Source organism: Burkholderia cenocepacia (genome assembly GCF_014211915.1).
In the GTDB taxonomy this organism is placed as follows: Bacteria; Pseudomonadota; Gammaproteobacteria; order Burkholderiales; family Burkholderiaceae; genus Burkholderia; species Burkholderia orbicola.
On sequence record NZ_CP060040.1, the window covers coordinates 81402 to 98679 of the forward strand.

The 17278-nt window shown below is 58.8% G+C and carries 12 protein-coding genes; 8 read left to right on the forward strand and 4 right to left on the reverse strand.

All coding sequences use genetic code 11. The features are described from left to right. Positions 1-207 precede the first annotated feature (207 nt). Both SY91_RS16970 and SY91_RS16975 read left to right on the forward strand, forming a co-directional pair. Complete coding sequence (locus SY91_RS16970) at positions 208-2460, forward strand: AAA family ATPase (protein WP_043886644.1); 2253 nt, start codon at positions 208-210, stop codon at positions 2458-2460. Next, positions 2457-4412 (forward strand): UvrD-helicase domain-containing protein, encoded by a 1956-nt coding sequence (locus SY91_RS16975; RefSeq protein WP_023474999.1) that lies wholly within the window; start codon positions 2457-2459, stop codon positions 4410-4412. Before SY91_RS16970 ends, SY91_RS16975 begins: the two co-directional genes overlap by 4 nt. 196 nt (positions 4413-4608) lie before the next feature. On the opposite strand, the gene SY91_RS16980 is transcribed toward SY91_RS16975, so the two are convergent. Next, positions 4609-5622, reverse strand: coding sequence for a hypothetical protein (locus SY91_RS16980; RefSeq protein ID WP_185921421.1), 1014 nt, complete (start codon positions 5620-5622; stop codon positions 4609-4611). Positions 5623-6038: 416 nt separating this feature from the next. On the opposite strand from SY91_RS16980, the gene SY91_RS16985 reads away from it, so the two are divergent. Beyond that, positions 6039-6335: a hypothetical protein gene (locus SY91_RS16985; protein WP_043886642.1), complete on the forward strand. Its 297-nt coding sequence runs from the start codon at positions 6039-6041 to the stop codon at positions 6333-6335. A 200-nt stretch (positions 6336-6535) separates the two neighbouring features. Here SY91_RS16985 and SY91_RS16990 read toward each other — a convergent pair whose 3' ends face one another. The 3 genes from SY91_RS16990 to SY91_RS17000 all read right to left on the reverse strand — a co-directional run bounded on the left by SY91_RS16990 (position 6536) and on the right by SY91_RS17000 (position 10157). Further along, positions 6536-7777, reverse strand: coding sequence for a metal-dependent hydrolase family protein (locus SY91_RS16990; RefSeq protein WP_023474997.1), 1242 nt, complete (start codon positions 7775-7777; stop codon positions 6536-6538). A 12-nt stretch (positions 7778-7789) separates the two neighbouring features. Next, positions 7790-9106: an MFS transporter gene (locus SY91_RS16995; protein WP_023474996.1), complete on the reverse strand. Its 1317-nt coding sequence runs from the start codon at positions 9104-9106 to the stop codon at positions 7790-7792. Positions 9107-9245: 139 nt separating this feature from the next. Beyond that, a complete protein-coding gene (locus tag SY91_RS17000) occupies positions 9246-10157 on the reverse strand; it encodes a LysR substrate-binding domain-containing protein (protein WP_034174917.1) in 912 nt (303 codons plus the stop codon). Positions 10158-10349: 192 nt separating this feature from the next. Between SY91_RS17000 and SY91_RS17005 the strand changes: the two genes are divergently transcribed. From SY91_RS17005 to SY91_RS35070, 5 genes are all read left to right on the forward strand, one after another. Beyond that, positions 10350-10760 carry a TIGR02594 family protein gene (locus SY91_RS17005; protein ID WP_006496036.1) on the forward strand — a complete coding sequence of 137 codons (411 nt, stop codon included), beginning with the start codon at positions 10350-10352 and terminating at the stop codon, positions 10758-10760. A gap of 539 nt (positions 10761-11299) precedes the next feature. Next, positions 11300-13852: a type VI secretion system Vgr family protein gene (locus SY91_RS17010; RefSeq protein ID WP_043886632.1), complete on the forward strand. Its 2553-nt coding sequence runs from the start codon at positions 11300-11302 to the stop codon at positions 13850-13852. Between the two features lie 10 nt (positions 13853-13862). Beyond that, positions 13863-14666: a DUF4123 domain-containing protein gene (locus SY91_RS17015; protein ID WP_043886630.1), complete on the forward strand. Its 804-nt coding sequence runs from the start codon at positions 13863-13865 to the stop codon at positions 14664-14666. Between the two features lie 30 nt (positions 14667-14696). Further along, positions 14697-16298, forward strand: coding sequence for a T6SS effector BTH_I2691 family protein (locus tag SY91_RS35065; RefSeq protein WP_260632467.1), 1602 nt, complete (start codon positions 14697-14699; stop codon positions 16296-16298). Beyond that, positions 16271-17272 (forward strand): hypothetical protein, encoded by a 1002-nt coding sequence (locus SY91_RS35070; RefSeq protein ID WP_260632468.1) that lies wholly within the window; start codon positions 16271-16273, stop codon positions 17270-17272. Before SY91_RS35065 ends, SY91_RS35070 begins: the two co-directional genes overlap by 28 nt. Positions 17273-17278 lie beyond the last annotated feature (6 nt).

Sequence of the window (17278 nt, forward strand, 5' to 3'; positions counted from 1 at the left end):
TCTATTGACCACCCGGTTATCGCACCAGGGCGATCTCGCAACTACTACAACAATCGCCGCCAACAAGCGCGGCGTCCGCAAAGGGGTGCCATGTTTCCGCACGAGATTTCTGCTTCGTCTCCCGCTGTCAACTCGGCCGCGGACTCCCCGCAGATCGCGCCTGCGGCACCGTCCGCCGAAGCAGCGGCACCTCGGAGTACTTCACCAATCCGACTCGCCTGCGTCGAGGTCTGCAACTTCCGGCGTTTGTCAAAGACCCGTCTTGAGCTCGATCAGGCCACTACTATCTTGGTAGGTGCCAACAATAGCGGCAAGACTTCCCTTCTTACGGTTCTTCGCAATTTTCTTAGCGAGTCGCCCGGCTTCCGTGCTTTCGACATCAGCCTTTCGCAGTGGGCGAAACTGCGCGAGTTAAGCCAACTCTGGGAGGCGCTCGACGAGGACCCCACTACAGATTCGAAGGATGCAGAGAAATGGGACGAGCAGTTTCGGCAACTCCTCGCATGCATGCCGTTTATCGACCTTTGGTTCGATGCAAAGGAGGGTGCGTACAACCATGTTGCTCCCTTCATCACGTCGCTGAAGTGGTCGGGTGGCGCGGTTGGCGTGCGAGTTCGGCTTGAACCCGTTGCAGACGCGAATGAGCTTCGTAAGTTGGCGTGGCGCTACCGCGAAGCGCGTGCGCATGTGCGAAAGCTTCCGAAGGATGGCCACGCCTGGCCAATGGACCTGCTTGATTACTGGCTCAGGCATTCAGCGGACCTGCGCCGCATCGCCGCATACCGCCTTGACCCAGCGAAGGGGCTTCCTCCAGCCAAGAAGCATTGCGATCCGCAGGAACTGCCGCTTGGCTCGCAGCCCGTCGAGCTGCAGTTTCTGCGCAAGCTTATTCGCGTGGATTTTGTGCCCGCTCAACGAGGGCTCGGTGCCGAAGAGGACGAAGCGCGGTCGGAGTCGGCGAATGCGCGTCCTGGACTGTTCTCGAGCCAGCTTCTCAAGTTCGCCCGACAGCACCTGAACGTCGCTCCATCTGGTCACGGGCACCGCGAAGACTTGGTGACCGCCATCGCCAAGGCCCAGGCTGAGCTTGACGAATCAATTTACAAGGCGCTCCAGCCGGCGATGGAGGACGTGGAGGTTCTGGGGTATCCGGGATTGCATGACCCACAGCAATTTCACTTCCGCACGCGTATTCAGACCGCGGACCTCCTTGCTCACAGCACCGCGGTCCAATACAGCCTAGACAAGACTGCCGTCGACGAGTCCTTGCCTGAGCACTCTATCGGACTCGGATATCAGAATCTGCAGTCGCTAAGTTTCATGCTCGTGTCGTTCCGCGCCGCGCGCCTCAATCCGCCACAGGGCACTCCAGCCGCAGTTCATCTTGTGATGGTCGAGGAGCCTGAGGCCCATCTGCACGTTCAGGTCCAACGCAACTTTTCGTCGAATGCTCACGAGCTCATTCGTCCGAAGGAGCCTGTACATAGTAATCTTCGAAGCCAGATGCTCATCAGCACGCATTCAAGCCATCTGGCCCACGGAGACAGTTTCACACGACTGAGATATGTGAAGCGCGTAGCAAGTACCGGAGTGGCCGTTAAGCCTAGTACTGAGGTCGTCAATCTGGGTGATGCCTTCGGCGACGACAATGAAACCAGGATATTCGCAGAGCGATATTTCCAGGTTCAACACACTGATCTCCTCTTTGCTGATGCGGCCATATTCGTGGAGGGCACCGCAGAACGAATGCTGGTGCCACTTTTCATTGAGCGGGACTTTCCCAAGCTTGCGAAGAAGTATGTGTCCTTCCTTGATGTTGGAGGCAGTCATGCTCACCGCCTCCGGCCGTTGGTAGAGCGGTTGGGGATCCCAACGGCCGTTATCACTGACTTGGACCCGGTGGTACCAACGAAAAACAAAAAGGGGCGCATTGTGCGTGCGGCGGTGCACATCGCGGATCAAGCGGACCTTGAGTGCGGGAATGACACGCTGACCTCGTGGCACCCCCAACTGCCGGACTTCCCTGCTTATGGGAAACCGACACCCGCTCAATTGGAGTGGACGTCGGATTCAGGAGTCAAAGTCCGTTTTGCATGGCAGCTTCCCGTTGCAGTCGCAAGTGATCAATGGCCCAGCTCGTTCGAGGACGCTCTCGTCCTTTCCAACATTGATTGGTTCAAGGCGTTGGATGAAGAAAAGAACCCTGTTTCCGGAAAGAAGAAGGACCACCGTGGTGCACTAGGGAAGGTGATAGGTCTCGTGCTTGACTACCCTGACCACGCCGAGCTACTTAGGGAGCTGCATGCGATGCTGCGCGGGAATTTCAGCAAGGGCGATTTTGCGGCGACACTGTTCGAACGGCTGAACGCAGGCGAGCCTTTGGCATGCCCCGCATACATCGCTGACGCGCTCGCCTGGCTGAGCTGCCAACTCAATGTCGCGGCCGGAGAGACCCCTTGAGCGCCGCACTGGATTCCCTTGGAAACGATCGCGATGCTCATGTTGTTGAAGACATCTGCGGCTACATCACTGCGACCCCGCCTCGCTGCTTCTTCCTTTTCGCTGGCGCAGGGTCCGGGAAGACTCGCACGTTAGTCGAGGTCCTGCGTCGCATCACAGGAGTGGTCAAGCATGAAACGGGTGGCGGGTATGCAGAGCGGCTCCGGTCCCGTGGACAGTCGGTTCGAGTCATCACGTATACCAAGAACGCGACCGCCGTCGTAAACGGTCGACTCGGAGAGAACTACCTAACCGCAGTATCGACCATCCATTCCTTCTGCTGGGAACTCATCCAGGATTTCAACGAGGACATCAGAGACGCTCTGCTCGCTCGCAATGCCAAGAGGCTTGCTGCAGCAAAGGCCTATGCGATGGGCAAGGTAAAGGGAGAGTCAGACAAGGACCGGGAGAAATACGCCGAAATCGAGGCGGAGGCCGAGGAAATCCGGAAGATCGACGCGTTTATCTACCACCCAGACCGGAACACTTACGGCCTCGGCGCGTTGTCACATGCCGAAGTTCTGGAAGTAACGGCGTGGCTTATTCGCGAGCGCCCGACGTTGCAGCGCATCTTGGAGGACCGACACCCCTTGATCCTCATCGATGAGTCGCAAGACACGATGAAAGGAGTGCTTGACGCGCTGTTTGAGCTCTCGAAGAATCGCTCAGGTCACATCACGCTAGGACTCGTGGGCGACCATCGACAGCGCATCTACCCGGACGGTCACGACGACCTTCCCTCGCATGTGCCCGTAGACTGGGCACGCCCCGCGCTGCAGATGAACCATCGCAGTCAGGAGCGCATCGTAAAGCTGATCAATAAGATTTGGGATGCGGATATTGACGGCCGCACTCAACCCAAGAATGGTGTCGCCCAGCACGCTCGGACGGAGAAGAACGGTGGATTCGTTCGCATCTTTGTAGGCGATACCAATACGAGTACCGCCGAGAAGATTCAGAAGGAGACTGAGTGCGCGCTGGCTATGGCGCGCGGGACAGCTATTGCGGCGTGGCAGGATGGAGCGCGGGGCTACAAAACGCTAGCCCTTGAGCACAAGCTTGCCGCTAAGCGAGGCAACTTCTTTGAGGCATACAGCGCGATGGACCTACTGGACAAGGACTCCGCGATGCCCAAGAGCAACGGGGAGCGGACCGGTCCTGCCATGGTTCGGCCGCTCCTCGGCCCAATGCTTGAACTTGCTGAGTGCCGGCAGCCGGATGGCTCACTGAACGAGTTTGCCGCCACTGACATATTGCGCTTGCACGGCGCGCTTGCAAGGGTGCCGCAGGCCAGCGCCGAGCGCCAAGCAGCGTTGGAAAATATTCACGCTGCAGTCATGCGGTTCATCGACGCCACTTCCAAGCCGGGAGCAACCGTGCGGGAGGTTTTGGTACCGGTCCTTGAAGGCGGGCTCTTCGAAGCAGACTTCCGATTGATCCAAGCATTTGGCGATACGTCACCTCCACCGCCCGAACCAAAGGCAAGAGGTAAGGAAGCCAAGGAGGACCGACGCAAACGCGGATGGCACGCCCTCTTCAATACGCCGTGGCGAGAGATTGCTCGGTATCGCGCCTACCTTGGTGGAGAAGCGGAACTTGCGACTCATCAAGTCGTCAAGGGTTCTGAATTCAAGCATGTCATGGTTGTCATGGACGATGACGAGGCCGGCGGCACGCAGTTCTCCTACGACAAACTCTTCGGTGCTGAGGACCTGAGTCCGACAGATCGGAAAAATGTTGATGATGGAAATGAGACCATCATTGATCGAACCCTAAGGCTTCTGTACGTTACTTGCAGTCGCGCTGAGGAAAGCCTCGCTCTAGTTCTTTGGGCTAAGAACCCAAATGCGGTGCTCAATTCAATCAAGCGGTCCGAATGGTTCTCCGTGGACGAGGTGACCGTTTTGAAGTAGCTATCGATCAGATTATTTCAGCAGTCGAACAGAGGGTGACAACGACCGCTACTGTTGCATTGGTGTAAGTCACGACATAGATGAGGGGCGACACGTGGTCGTTAGAGCCGGTTATGGCAAGCTGAGGTACGTCGGTGTCGAAGGATTGCCCGAAAGTCAAACTAAACGCCGTAGTGGGGGGATAAATCGTGGTGCTTTAATCAACAAGCTTGCAATCTCTGTCGATTGCGATCGCTTTTGGTGTGATGGCAGCATAGTCTTCTGGTTGCCATTTAATGATGGGATTTGGGATGCGCGGCCGAGCTGCGTTGACATGGTTGCTTGGGGCGGTAGGAAGAGCAAATACGATTGCCTGCTCTCGATCGTCGCTTCGAAATAAGATCTTATTGCCATTGCCATTGCCATTGCCATTGCCATTGCCATTGCCATTGCCATTGCCATTGGGTTTTTCTTTGGATCGTCCGGTGCACGCGGACTCTGGGAGAAGGTCGGTTTCGAATCCTACGCGTGCGACGCTGGAACGAACTGGTTGGTCGTTAAAGGCTAGAACTGACGCTGCGCTAAGAGAAAGACCCGCGGAGAGCATCACTGCAAATGTGTTGAATAGTGCAATCCATCCACGGGCACGCGATGTTTCATTTTCGGGTACAGATTTCCCGAATATTTGTTCGAATCCAAAATAAAGGAGAATGGCGGAACCTTCGGCAAGAAGCATTACCGCGGCCATCGCTAACGATACGTGTCCGAAGGCGCGTAGGAACACACCTACATTGGAAGCCAAGGGTAGTTTGTCAGATACCGCACCGAATGTTGTCGCAAGGTCGATTTGGGTGCGTGCGCGACCAAACCAAATTGCAACAAGTACGAGGAGACCCCAGAGCCACTGACACCCAGGACAAGTGGCGAGCGAGCTATCGGACAGCACACGGCAACCAAAGTAAAGAGACACCGCTACGCCGACAAATGACACGATGAACAACGATTGAATACCGTCCTCGACCGTGATGGCATGGCGCCAGCTGATGGTACTTATGCCCTGTATAAACAATACGAATACGACGGCTACCGTGATTCTTCCAGACGATGCATTGGTCGCATGTTCACGTAGGTGAGAGATTGCTTTTTCTCTGGCCTTTACCGTTGCGCTCCACTTTGGAATTCCGGCGACCGCGAACCACGATGCAATGATCGGAATCGCTATAACGAGCACTGCAGCCCAAAATATCTTAATAATTGTAAGAATTTGAATGGACGTGACTCTTCATGGAGCAGGCACTAGTATATGGTTTATGTACTGTCGAAGCTGAGACGATATGGGAACATAACCTGACGAATTCTCAACATCCGTCTTGAGTTGGTACGCCCTATGCCTAACGGCCAATCTCCCTCATTTCCCCGTTTCTGAGATGCCAGCCCGACTACACTGGTCATGAAGCGATGCTTGTCACCATCGGAAGCTGAACGCAGCCCTCTCCGAACCGATGGTCGAAAGAAAGCCGTCTTGCCCAACAAGACACAGCGAAGAGGGGGAGAAGGGGAAATCCGAAGGACCAAAGAAGCGCGGGCCGCATGGGCGGCAACCCACACGACCCGCTGACCACCACCAACTCATCTCAGGAGTCGGAAATGGCTGACGCCAATACTAAGCCACGTCGTAGAAAGAACAAACCCGTCAACATGCAAAAGACGTTTGAGCTGGTCCTGCGTAACTACCCGGACCTTCCCAAGCGTGGCTGGCCGTACCTGCCGTGGATGCAGGCGATCGACATTGATTTCAAGATCTTCGGATTCAAGCCTGGCGACCGCGTATACCTGAACACCAACTACGTGACTCGGCAGATCACGATCACGCCGGACTACAGCCAGTTGGCGCTGCGAGAGCAGCCGTACCACGATCCTGACCGGGGACCATCGCCGCTCTAACACCTGCAAGGGCCGCTTGTTGCGGCTCTAACGGGCGGAGCGCAAGCGTTTCCGGAACGCGATTGAAAGCCGGGGCGACACCGCCCCGGCCATTGCCGCAAACGCCGTGACCCGCACCTAAAGCGACCTTCAACAACTGTCACGACCGCAAGGCCCGTGAGGCCGCACCGCGCCTGCTGAAATAACCGAATGGCGTCAAATCACCGCCCGCCAGCCCGCCGCTTCACAACCGCCCCCCGCTGCAACACATACTCGACCCGCGCGCTTTCATCGGCCACGACGCCAATATCCTCGAGCGGATTCCCATCCACCACGACGAGATCAGCGATCGCTCCCACCGCAACGACCCCAAGCTCCCCCGTCATATTCACAATCTCCGCCGCCACCGTCGTCGCCGACCTAAGCGCTTCCAAATTCCCAAGCACCTCCGCCCGAATCCGAAACTCCCCGGACTGAAACGCATGCATCTCGCCGAGCAGGTCCGATCCGAACCCCATCTTCACCCCGGCCTTTGCATAGATCTCAAGCGATTCACGTCCTTTCTGCTGCACAGAAGCCACCTTCGCGATGGAGTCCGCCGGCATCCCGAATTCCGCCCCATATTTCGCCAGCGCGTCATAAGTCACCAGCGTAGGCACCACAAACGCCCCCCGCTCATGCATCAGCGCCGCGGCTGTTTCATCCACAAGATTCCCATGCTCGATCGTCCGCACGCCGCACCTCACAGCCCGCGCAATCGCCCGCCCCGTATACGCATGCGCCATCACATAAGTATTCGCGGCCTCGGCCTCATCAACAATCGCCCGAATCTCGTCCTCCGAATACTGCGTGTTCGCAATCGGATCGGTCGGCGAAGCCACGCCGCCTGAAGCCATGATCTTGATCTGCGTCGCGCCTTTCTGAATTTCCTCACGCACGGCGAGCCGCACCCCTTCGACGCCATCGACGACGCGCGCAATCGCCCCCGTCCTGAAACAACAGGAGCAGGGCTCCAGCACATCGCCCCGAGGCCGGAAATCCCCATGCCCACCAGTCTGCGACAGCGCTTTCCCCGACGGAAAAATCCGCGGCCCCGGAATCAGTCCCGTCTCAACGGCCTGCATCAAACTCCAATCCGCGCCCCCCGCATCCCGCACACTGGTAAACCCACGCGACAACATCGCATCGAGAATCGGCAGCGACCGAATCGCCGCGAGAATATTCGGCTGCGTCGCATTCGCGCCCAGGTTCGCATTTGACGCCAGCACATGCACATGGCAATCGATGAACCCCGGCATCACGGTCTTGCCGCACACATCGATCACCTGCGCATTCGGCAAATCCACCGGCCGATCGGTGACTTCGACGATCCGCTCGCCTTCGATCACGACATGATGATGTTCGAGCAACACGCCTCGTTCGAGGTCAAGCACGTTGCCGCCTTGAAGCACGGTAATGGTCATGAGCAAAAATCCTTATCGAGTCGTTGCGGCCGCACGCTTCGCATCTTTCACGAAGCGCGTGCCGACGAAACTGACGGCCGCCGCGAGCATCACGTAGAACGCGGGCGCCATGTTGCTGCCGGTGCGGGCGATGAGCCACGTGATCAGGAACGGCGCGAACCCGCCGAAGATCGTCACCGCGAAGTTGTACGCAACGGATAACCCGGTCGACAGCACCTTGGTCGGAAACAGCTCCGCGAACGCTGCGAGAATCGGCCCCGTATAGGTCGCGATCAGCACGCCGAACACGGCCTGGAACACGATCAGCGACGCGAACCCGGGCGCATGGTTGATCCACGAGAACATCGGCCACGCGAGCACGAGGATCGCGAGCGCCGAGCCGGACAGGAACACGCGCCGTCCCCACGCGTCGGCGAGTCGCCCGACGATCGGCGAGCAGCACATGATCATCAGCCCGCCGACCATGCCGGCCGTGAAGCCGGTCGATTGCGGCAGATGCAGCGTGCGCACGGAATAGGTCGGCATGTAGAACAGCAGCACGTAGGTGCAGACGGTCCACAGGATCACCATCGAGAAACTCGCGAACGTCTCGCGCGGGTAGGTGTGCAGCACTTCCTTCAGCGGCGAGCTTTCCTTCGCCTGCGATTCGACGGCGCTGAACGCGGGCGTCTCGTCGATGTGGCTACGAATGAAGTAACCGACCGGCCCGACGATGATCCCGAGCAGGAACGGCAGCCGCCAGCCCCAGCTATGCAGCGCCTGCGTGTCGAGGGACGTCGTGACGAACGTGCCGGTCGCCGCACCGAGCAGCACCGCGAAGCCGATGCTCGACTGGATCCAGCTCGAGTAATACGCGCGCTTCTCCGGCGGCGCGTATTCGGTGAGGAACGCGGTGGCGCCGCCCATTTCGCCGCCGGCCGAGAAGCCTTGCAGCAGCCGCGCGACGACGATCATCAGCGGCGCGGCGATGCCGGCCTGTTCGTAGGTGGGTGCGATCCCGATCAGCGCGGTGCCGGCCGCCATCAGCAGGATCGTGAGCGACAGCGCGGCCTTGCGTCCGACCTTGTCGGCATAGACGCCCAGCACGATGCCGCCCACCGGCCGCATGAAGAAGCCCACGCCGAACGTCGCGACGGTGAGCAGCACGGACGTGAGTTCGTTGCCGGTCGGGAAGAACAGCTTCGCGATGATCACCGCGAAGAAGCTGTAGACGGTGAAGTCGAACCATTCGAGGCCGTTGCCGATCACGGTCGCGACGATGGCGCGGCGGCGCTGTTGCACCGCCGCATCGACGGAAGGCGCGGCGCGCGGGGAAAGCGTTCCTTGCATGGTCTCTTCCTTTGTCAGAAGTCCGGAGACGGGACGGCTGCCCCGCGTGAATCCCATGCTAAGGACAGCCGGATTTTTTTCTGAAACGAAAGATTCGCATGCCTGCATGCGCTGCACGCATGCGTCGCGCGCAGGGCATTCAGGCCCCGGTTTGCTGCTCCGCCTGTTCGAACAGCCAGCGGGTGAACAGGCGGGCGGCCTGGTTTTGCGCACGGTCGTTCGGCGAGATCACGTAATAGCCGCCGCCGTGGCTCGCGGACGCTTCCGTCACGCGCACGAGCAGGCCGGCTTCGATGCAGGCGTCGATCATGTAGCGCCAGCCGAGCGACACGCCCTGACCGAGAATCGTCATCTGCACGATCTGCGGATAGGAGTTGATCGTGATGTCCTGCGGCTGCGCCTTCTGCCGGTCGACGTCGTTCAGGTCGAACCATTCGGACCACGACATCCATTGGCGCTGGCCGTCTTCGAGGCGCAGCAGCGTTTCGTTCGCGAGATCGGCCGCGTCGAGCGTGCGACCGGCCAGATAGCCGGGCGCGCAGACGGGGAACACTTCCTCGTCGAACAGCCGGCGCGCGGTGTATTCGGCCGGCGCCTGCTGGCGCACGTAGTAGACGCCGACGTCGAATTCCGCGGGCGACATCGACGCAAGGCCGTCGCGCACGATCAGGCGCAGCTTGATGTTGGGATACGCGGCGCGAAAACTCGGCAGCCGCGGCGTGAGCCACAGCACCGCGACGCCGGACGAGCACGCGATCGTCAGTTCGAGATCGCCGTACGGTTTCATCACGTCGTGCGTGGCTTCCGCGCATTGCGTGAGCAGATGGTGGACCTGCGCCGCGTATTGCTCGCCGGCGATCGTCAGCCGCAGCGAACGGTGTTCGCGCACGAACAGCGAGCGGCCGAGGAATTCCTCGAGTTGCTGGATCTGGCGGCTGATCGCGCTTTGGGTCAGGTGCAGTTCGGCGGCGGCTTTCGTGAAACTCGCGTGTCGCACGGCGGCTTCGAACGCGACGAGGCACTGCAGGGGCGGGAGAGGCGTGATGCGCATGGCGGGCAGGGGAATCAAGGGAACTCCATGATACGGGCGGACCCGGCGAAAATCGCCACTCGTGACGGGGCTGTGGATTCGCCCTATTCGTGCGAAGATTGCGCGAAACAACACCAACACCGACACGTACCCGAGAACGACGTGGCCCTATCGAACCCTGAGAGCAAAGTGAAAGCCGTCCACCCACCCTGGATGCCCGTCGCGCTGGCCGAACTCGGCATCCGCCGCCATCCGCCGGGCAGCATCAACCCGCGCATCGTCGAATACAACAACCAGACGAACCTGGTCGGCTACGACGACAAGATTTCCTGGTGCTCGTCCTTCGTGAACTGGTGCATGGCGCACGCCGGCTTCCGCGGCACCGGCTCCGCGCTCGCGCGCTCGTGGCTGGAATGGGGCAAACCGCTGGAGCGCCCGGTCTACGGCTGCATCGCGATCCTGACGCGCGATGATCCGACGAGCTGGAAAGGGCACGTGGGTTTCTACTTGCGTCACGACGCCGAACACGTTCACCTGTTCGGCGGCAACCAGCTGGAAGAGGTTCGGGAACTTGCGTATCCGTTGCATGAGGTGATCGGCTATCGTTGGCCGGCCACCGAATGACCGTGCAGCGGTAACACACAACAATCCAAAACAAGGAGCCCGCAGCGCAAACCGGCAATCTCCGCCTCTATGCGGATGCGCAATACACGAGCCCTTATGCGATGTCGGTCTTCGTCGCGCTCGAGGTTGCAATGCTCCATAACATTTGCCTGGCCTGTTATTTCTAGCAGGTCTTTCGTCTCAGTGGAAACGTTTATCTACAAAATCGAGTAACTCAACACGGTTGCTCGGAGGCCGATTTAGCGTGCATTTTGTAGAATTGCACATGCTCCTGAAGGAGGCGAAGCGATCGGGCGTTTCAATCCAGGATAGTGCAGGAGTCGGTCCGCTGCTTGTTTAGGCGTTAATTGATGTAAGAAATGCCCTTGTTGTCGAGGTGAAAGATTAGAAAGCATTGAAACATAAAATGATGTCGGTTGTCGGGAGATTGTTTTTACGTTTGTTATCAAAGCGGATAGGTCGTTGTGGCAAAATCTCTTTCGACCTTTAGCGCCGCCTCCGATGCGCGTTCATTTTTCCCTCCAGAGGAGATATTCGAAATGGGTAGGTTGCCCAATTCGTTGATGCTTGATGCGGGTATCGAGCAAACGAACCGAGCGCTCGTCCTGGAAACGCCCCTCGGGGCGAGGGTACTGTTGCCGCAACGCGCCATGGGCGAATCGCGCGTGGGCCGGGATTTCGAGCTCACAGTGGACATCGTGTCCCGGGAGCGCGCGCTTCATTTGAAGAAGCTGATGGCGCAACCTGTCACATTATGGGTGCGTCAAGCCGACGAGTCGTACCTGCCTTGGCATGGCTACGTCCATGCAACGCGACGCCTCGGAGCGGACGGAGGACTCATTTACTATCAGCTTTCGTTTTCGTCGTGGATGCGCTTTCTGCAGTACCGCAAGGACGCGCGCATTTTCCAGGACCTAACGACCGCCGACATCCTGACTAAAGTGTTCAGCGGCCATTCGCAGGCGCGCGGTCATTTCCGGCTCGATGTGAAAGACCCGGGCGCGGTTCGCTCGTACTGTACTCAGTATGAAACCGACCACAATTTCGTCCATCGGTTGATGGAGTCGGAGGGATGGTTCACGTATGTCGAGCATGCAGAGGACGGTAAGTCGCATACGATTGTCGTGACCGACGACCTCTTCAATTGCAAAGCGCTCGCTACCCAGCGAGTACCGTTCTATCGCGGCGACCGAGACGGCCAGGCTGGCACACTCGTCGAATGGAGCGGCGAGCGTACGACGCAAAGCGTCGGATATGCGTTCAGCACGGCGGATTACAAACGTCCAGCACGCACGTTGCAGCGGGCGGACCGGTCCACGGTTGACCAGGGCGATATCCCGCAGGAGTTGGAAGTCTACGAATACGCGGGCCACTATAGCTTTCCGGTCACCGGCGAGTCCTACGACCGTGGCGAGCGCGCTATGCGAATTCGGCTTGAAGAGATGGCGTCGCGCAGCAAACGGTTTTTCGGCGTGGGCAGTGTTTCATGCATGGACGCCGGTCGATGGTTCACGCTCGAAGACCATCCCGAGCACGACGCAGACAAGCCTGAGGACCGCGAGTTCGCGATTCTTGGCGTGCGTTGGGCTATCCAGAACAATCTGCCGCTGGGCAACAGCCGCCCCTTTCCGGGTAGCCTGCAGCGACGCCTGTCGCGTCTGCGTGCCGAATACAAGGACCGGCAGGCCGCATTCGTATCGAAGGACCCGTTAGGCAATGAAAGTTTCGTGCTGGCCGAAATCGAGGTCCAGCGCCGCTCGGTGCCATTCCGCAGCCCGTTCGAGCACAGAAAGCCGGTCATGCACATGCAGACGGCCACTATCGTGGGACCGGCGGGTGAGGAGGTGTACACGGACGAGTTGAACCGGGTGAAGGCTCAGATGCACTGGGACCGTCTGGGGAGCAATAACGAGACGTCATCGTGCTGGATGCGGGTAATACTGCCGCACGCCGGCAAGGGATTCGGCGGTGTGTTCGTCCCTCGAATCGGACAGGAAGTGGCCGTCAATTACCTCGACGGGGATTGCGACCGGCCGGTCGTCAGTGGCGTGCTCTTTCACTCTGTCAACACGCCACATTGGCATTCGAACGGCCTGCTGTCCGGTTTCAAGTCGCAGGAGTACAGCGGTCAGGGTTTCAATCAACTCGTCTTCGACGACTCCACGTCGCAGAACCGGGCGCAGCTTTTCAGCTCGACGGCGAATTCGTATCTTCATATCGGCTATCTCATCGACCACAGCGGCAATACGCGCGGCAACTACCTTGGCACTGGCTTCGAACTGAAGACCGAGGCGTCAGGTGCACTGCGGGCCGGACGCGGGCTCTACGTATCGACCTACGCCCGTGGCGGCACGTCGAGTCAGCCGCTGGATGTGAAGGAAGCCACGCAACACCTTATCGATTCGAGCGGCGTGATTCAGCATCGCTCACTCGCGGCAGCTGACGGCCAGGCCGAGACCCTGGACGGTGCACAGGACGCCATCAAGGACTTCGCTGCGACGACGCAGAGCGATACACAGGGCTCTATGGCGGGTGGCAGAACAGCGGGTGGCGGCACCGGAAGCGCCAATGCGTTTTCACAACCTGTCATGTTGCTTGCGAGTCCGGCTGACATGGGCCTGTCGACGCAGAAGTCGCTCCACGCAGCAGCTACCCAGCACGTCAATTTGGTTAGCGGAGAGAGCACCTACGTTTCGGTGGCGAGGTCGTGGATTGCCAGTATTGGCGAGAAATTAAGCTTCTTCGTGCAGAATGCCGGTATCAAGCTGTTTGCCGGCAAAGGCAAGGTCGAAGTGCAGGCGCAGTCGGACAACATCGAACTTACGGCAGACAAGACTGTAAAGGTCGTGTCCACTTCCGATTCGGTGAACGTTACAGCCCAGAAGGAAATCACCGTTACCGCCGGCGGCGCATCGATTCGCATCGCCGAAGGTAAAATCTTCATCCATGCGCCGGGGCTGGTCGAGGTCAAGGGCAGTCCGCTCATCTTCGATGGCCCGGCGGGCGATAGCGCGTCGGCGCAGCTTGCGCCTTCAAAGTCGTGCGCCCAGCAGTTCGCAGCCGCGGCCCAGGCCGGCTCGGCACTCGTGTAGGGCGGTCGGCATGGTTCACTACGTTATCGTCGAAGTCGTGAACGGGAAGCCCGAGTTGCCTGGTGTGCCGCCGGTCTATGAAGTCGGTGAGTTGGTTCCCGCTGCGCGTCCCGAACTCGAGGGCGTGGCGCCCGTGCTGTACTGTGCGGAGCATCCCGAACTGCAATTGCCAGCGTTGAGAGAACGTGCCGAATCGGACCTTGAGAATGGCTTGCCGCCAGTCGTTTGCGCCATTCTCGAATGCGGAAAGGCGACGGGCCGGCTTCTGCAACATCTGTCGAACCGGTTGATACTGCAGGCGCCGATTTCGGGCGATGCGGTCTTCCGCTACTACGACCCGCGCGTGTTTCCGCACTTGGGTCGCATCTTGAAGACCGAGCAGATGGATGCGCTTCTGGGGCCGGTTGCAACGTGGACGTACCTCGACCCCGTGAGCGGCTGGACGGTGGTCAACGGCGCGGCCGAACCGGAAGCCGCCTTCGCGGTTACTGCGGACCAGCACGCACGAATTGCGCGCATCGAGTTGGTTCAGCGCGGGCTTGACCTACTCCGTTGCAATGGTACGGCGCCTCGTCCCGATATGTCGGCGCTGCTCGACGCGCAACTTGCAAAAGGAGAGGCTCATGGGCTCGCCGGTGGGGACCTGCTTGCTTTTGCACTTCACGGCACACTCGTTTCCCCCTGCTTTGACCGTCACCCGCGTGTTCGGGCCATTCTGCAGGCGCCGCGGAAAGGCCCGTATGCTGAAGCGGTAGCGAACTGGAGCGCGGCAGACTGGGAAGCGATTGCTCGCGAGAGCATCCAATATCAATGAGCCCGGGTGGCGGCACGAGAGAGATAAAGAATGGCACTCGACACGAATTTTGCGAGTATTTCGCAGCTCACGCAGTCCGCGATGCAGACCAGCTCGCGTGCGCCGAATTCATGCAACATGTGCAAGAAGAAGGGATTGCCGATTCTGCCTGTCCGCTACGGGGTCGTGGCCAACTCCAAGGCTCACAGCTCTGCTGGCGCGATGTCGCTCATGGGCGGAAAGTTTGGCGACGGCGTCGTCGGCATCGCGCTCAAAAAGGCAAAGTACACGCTGCGCACCCTGCGCTACGGCTACGTGTATATCTTCTATCCAAAGACACAGCGATGGCAGATATACGCGGTTACGGCGGAAGGATACTTGTACGACTATCCGGTCGGCATCAAGCTCGACCGTAGTTTCGAGAAACCGTTCAGTTGCCACCAACCTGGGCATGCGCAACTGGCTCAATGCATCACCGTTGAAGACGCCGAACATGCCGGAACCGTGTATCTTGCGTTCAGCGATGAGCTTTGGACACAGAAAGTCCGCGACACCTACGCGAAGAACTTCATGGGTTGTCGTGACAAGCGGATGCAGAAGTTCGATGCAACCGCCTGGTATAACGGCAGCATGAACCAGCCGCACGCGGATAGCCTGGACCATCTCGAGGGGCTACTGAGCGAATACAAGGGCGGTCGTCCCGATGCGCTCGTTACCGGTTGCTTTCCGTACCATGACCGTGCCGGGCAGCAGCCGGCCCTCAAAAAGGCGATGGACTCCATACTGCCGGACAAGGGGCTGTTCTTCGCGTTGTGGGACCCGGTTGGCATCACGCAGGAGCTCAACTTCGAGCAGCGCGTTGCTTTCGGCGCAGCGCTGGCGCCGTATGAACACGGAATATGGGCCTCCAGCGCAATCGACGCGCTGCAAAAGGCGGTCGCGGTTTCGGCGAAAGAGGACGTGGAACGTGCCGCCGGCATGCTGGAAGCCAATACTTATGAGGGCATGGGCCTTGGGGCTCTGTTCGATGGTGGCAAGGCGCTCGAGAAGCGGCTCAAAAGCATTGAGGCGCAGAAGGAGTCTGAACTTGCAACAGCCGGACCGGAAGCATGGAAGCCCTACACGACCCACTATCGGCAGCAGGCTATCGTCGACTTTCGGCAACAGATGGCGAACGCGATGAAGTCGGAGCAGGCGAGCACGCTTATACCGCTGTCGCAAGACCATCAGGCGTGGCTGTCCAGTTCCGCATTGTTGAACGTGTTCGAGTCGGATTACGAGCCGGGAAGTTGGCGATGCGGGCTGAACTATACCAACACATTTACGCGATGCATCGAAGGCTCGGCTGACCGCAAGAATGCCGTCGATGTGCTCGTCAAATGGGCTAAAGGCAGCGTATCTGATACTCGCAATCCATTGTTGCGGGCGTTCGTTCTGAATAGTCCAGTGTTGGCCGAGAAGGTCAAAGAAGTCTCTGGTTATCCGTATATGGAGCTGAGGGAGTTTGTGGCGAAGCTCATCGAGTCATATAGCAAGATAGAGCAGGTGGAAGAGTCTAAGGATAAGGGCATCAAGGTTGCTGTTGCGAAGGCGTTGGCCTGGCTGCTCCATGAGACGGGGGGCCCGTGGCTGAAGCTATCAGCGCGAGTGTAGATACGGCTGCAACCAAAGTGCTGTATGCGACTCTGTGCATGCGAACGAAACAGCTGTTCGAGTTTAAGGTCGTATACGGTTCGGTAAACCAATGGGTGAACTACATCGCCCGTCAGATGCAGGAAGTGATGCCGGGCCGGCAGAAAATCAGTGTCCAGGACCTGAAAAAGCAGCTTCAGGACAAAGCCAATGCAGGCGGAGGCGCCGACCCGCAAATTAAGGCGAAGCAGTTCGTGCCAGTCGAAAGCCCGGCGACAGAGGCAGCTGCCCTGGCTGGCGTCAAAGCCAAACCCGGCTTCGAGAAATTGGCCAGTGCGACGTTGACACCCGACGTGGTCGAGACGATTTACATGCCGAAATTTAGGCTCATGACGAAGGGGGAGCCTGGGTTTGCGGGCATCGGGGCGATATTCAGTGCTATCAATCTTCGCTTTGCTCGGGAAGAATTGAAGAAGGCGAATCGGTTCAATCAATCGGAGGCCGGCATCAAGTTCAACAACGCCATTGGTGGACTCGTGGCGAGTGTTGCGCAATATGGTTCGGCTGCAATTGACACCGTCGGAAAGGCTGGGGCTCAGTTGGGTACAGGCTGGCTTCGACTAGAACGTTTCCTCAACGTCGCGGGGAGGTACGGCGGCGCGGTGGTTGGGCTCGTGTCTGCTGCGATTGACATCTATCATGCCGTGCAGGATTTCAAGGAAGGTAATGTGACGATGTTTATCCTGGATGCCGCATCAGCGGTTGTCGGTCTTGCTCTCGCTTACTCTGTCATATTCCTTTCGGCATCCGCTGCAGCGGTCGTGGCCCTGCCGCTTCTGCTTATCGCTGCCCTTATTGGTATCCTCATCAACTACTTCAAGGGTAAGGAAGTGGATGAGTGGCTTGAGCGATGTTTTTTGGGGCTGAAAGAGGCCAAAGAGCGGTTCCCCACTCTGGCCGAAGACCAAAAGGCATTTACGGCAATGCTTTCGTGATGGAGA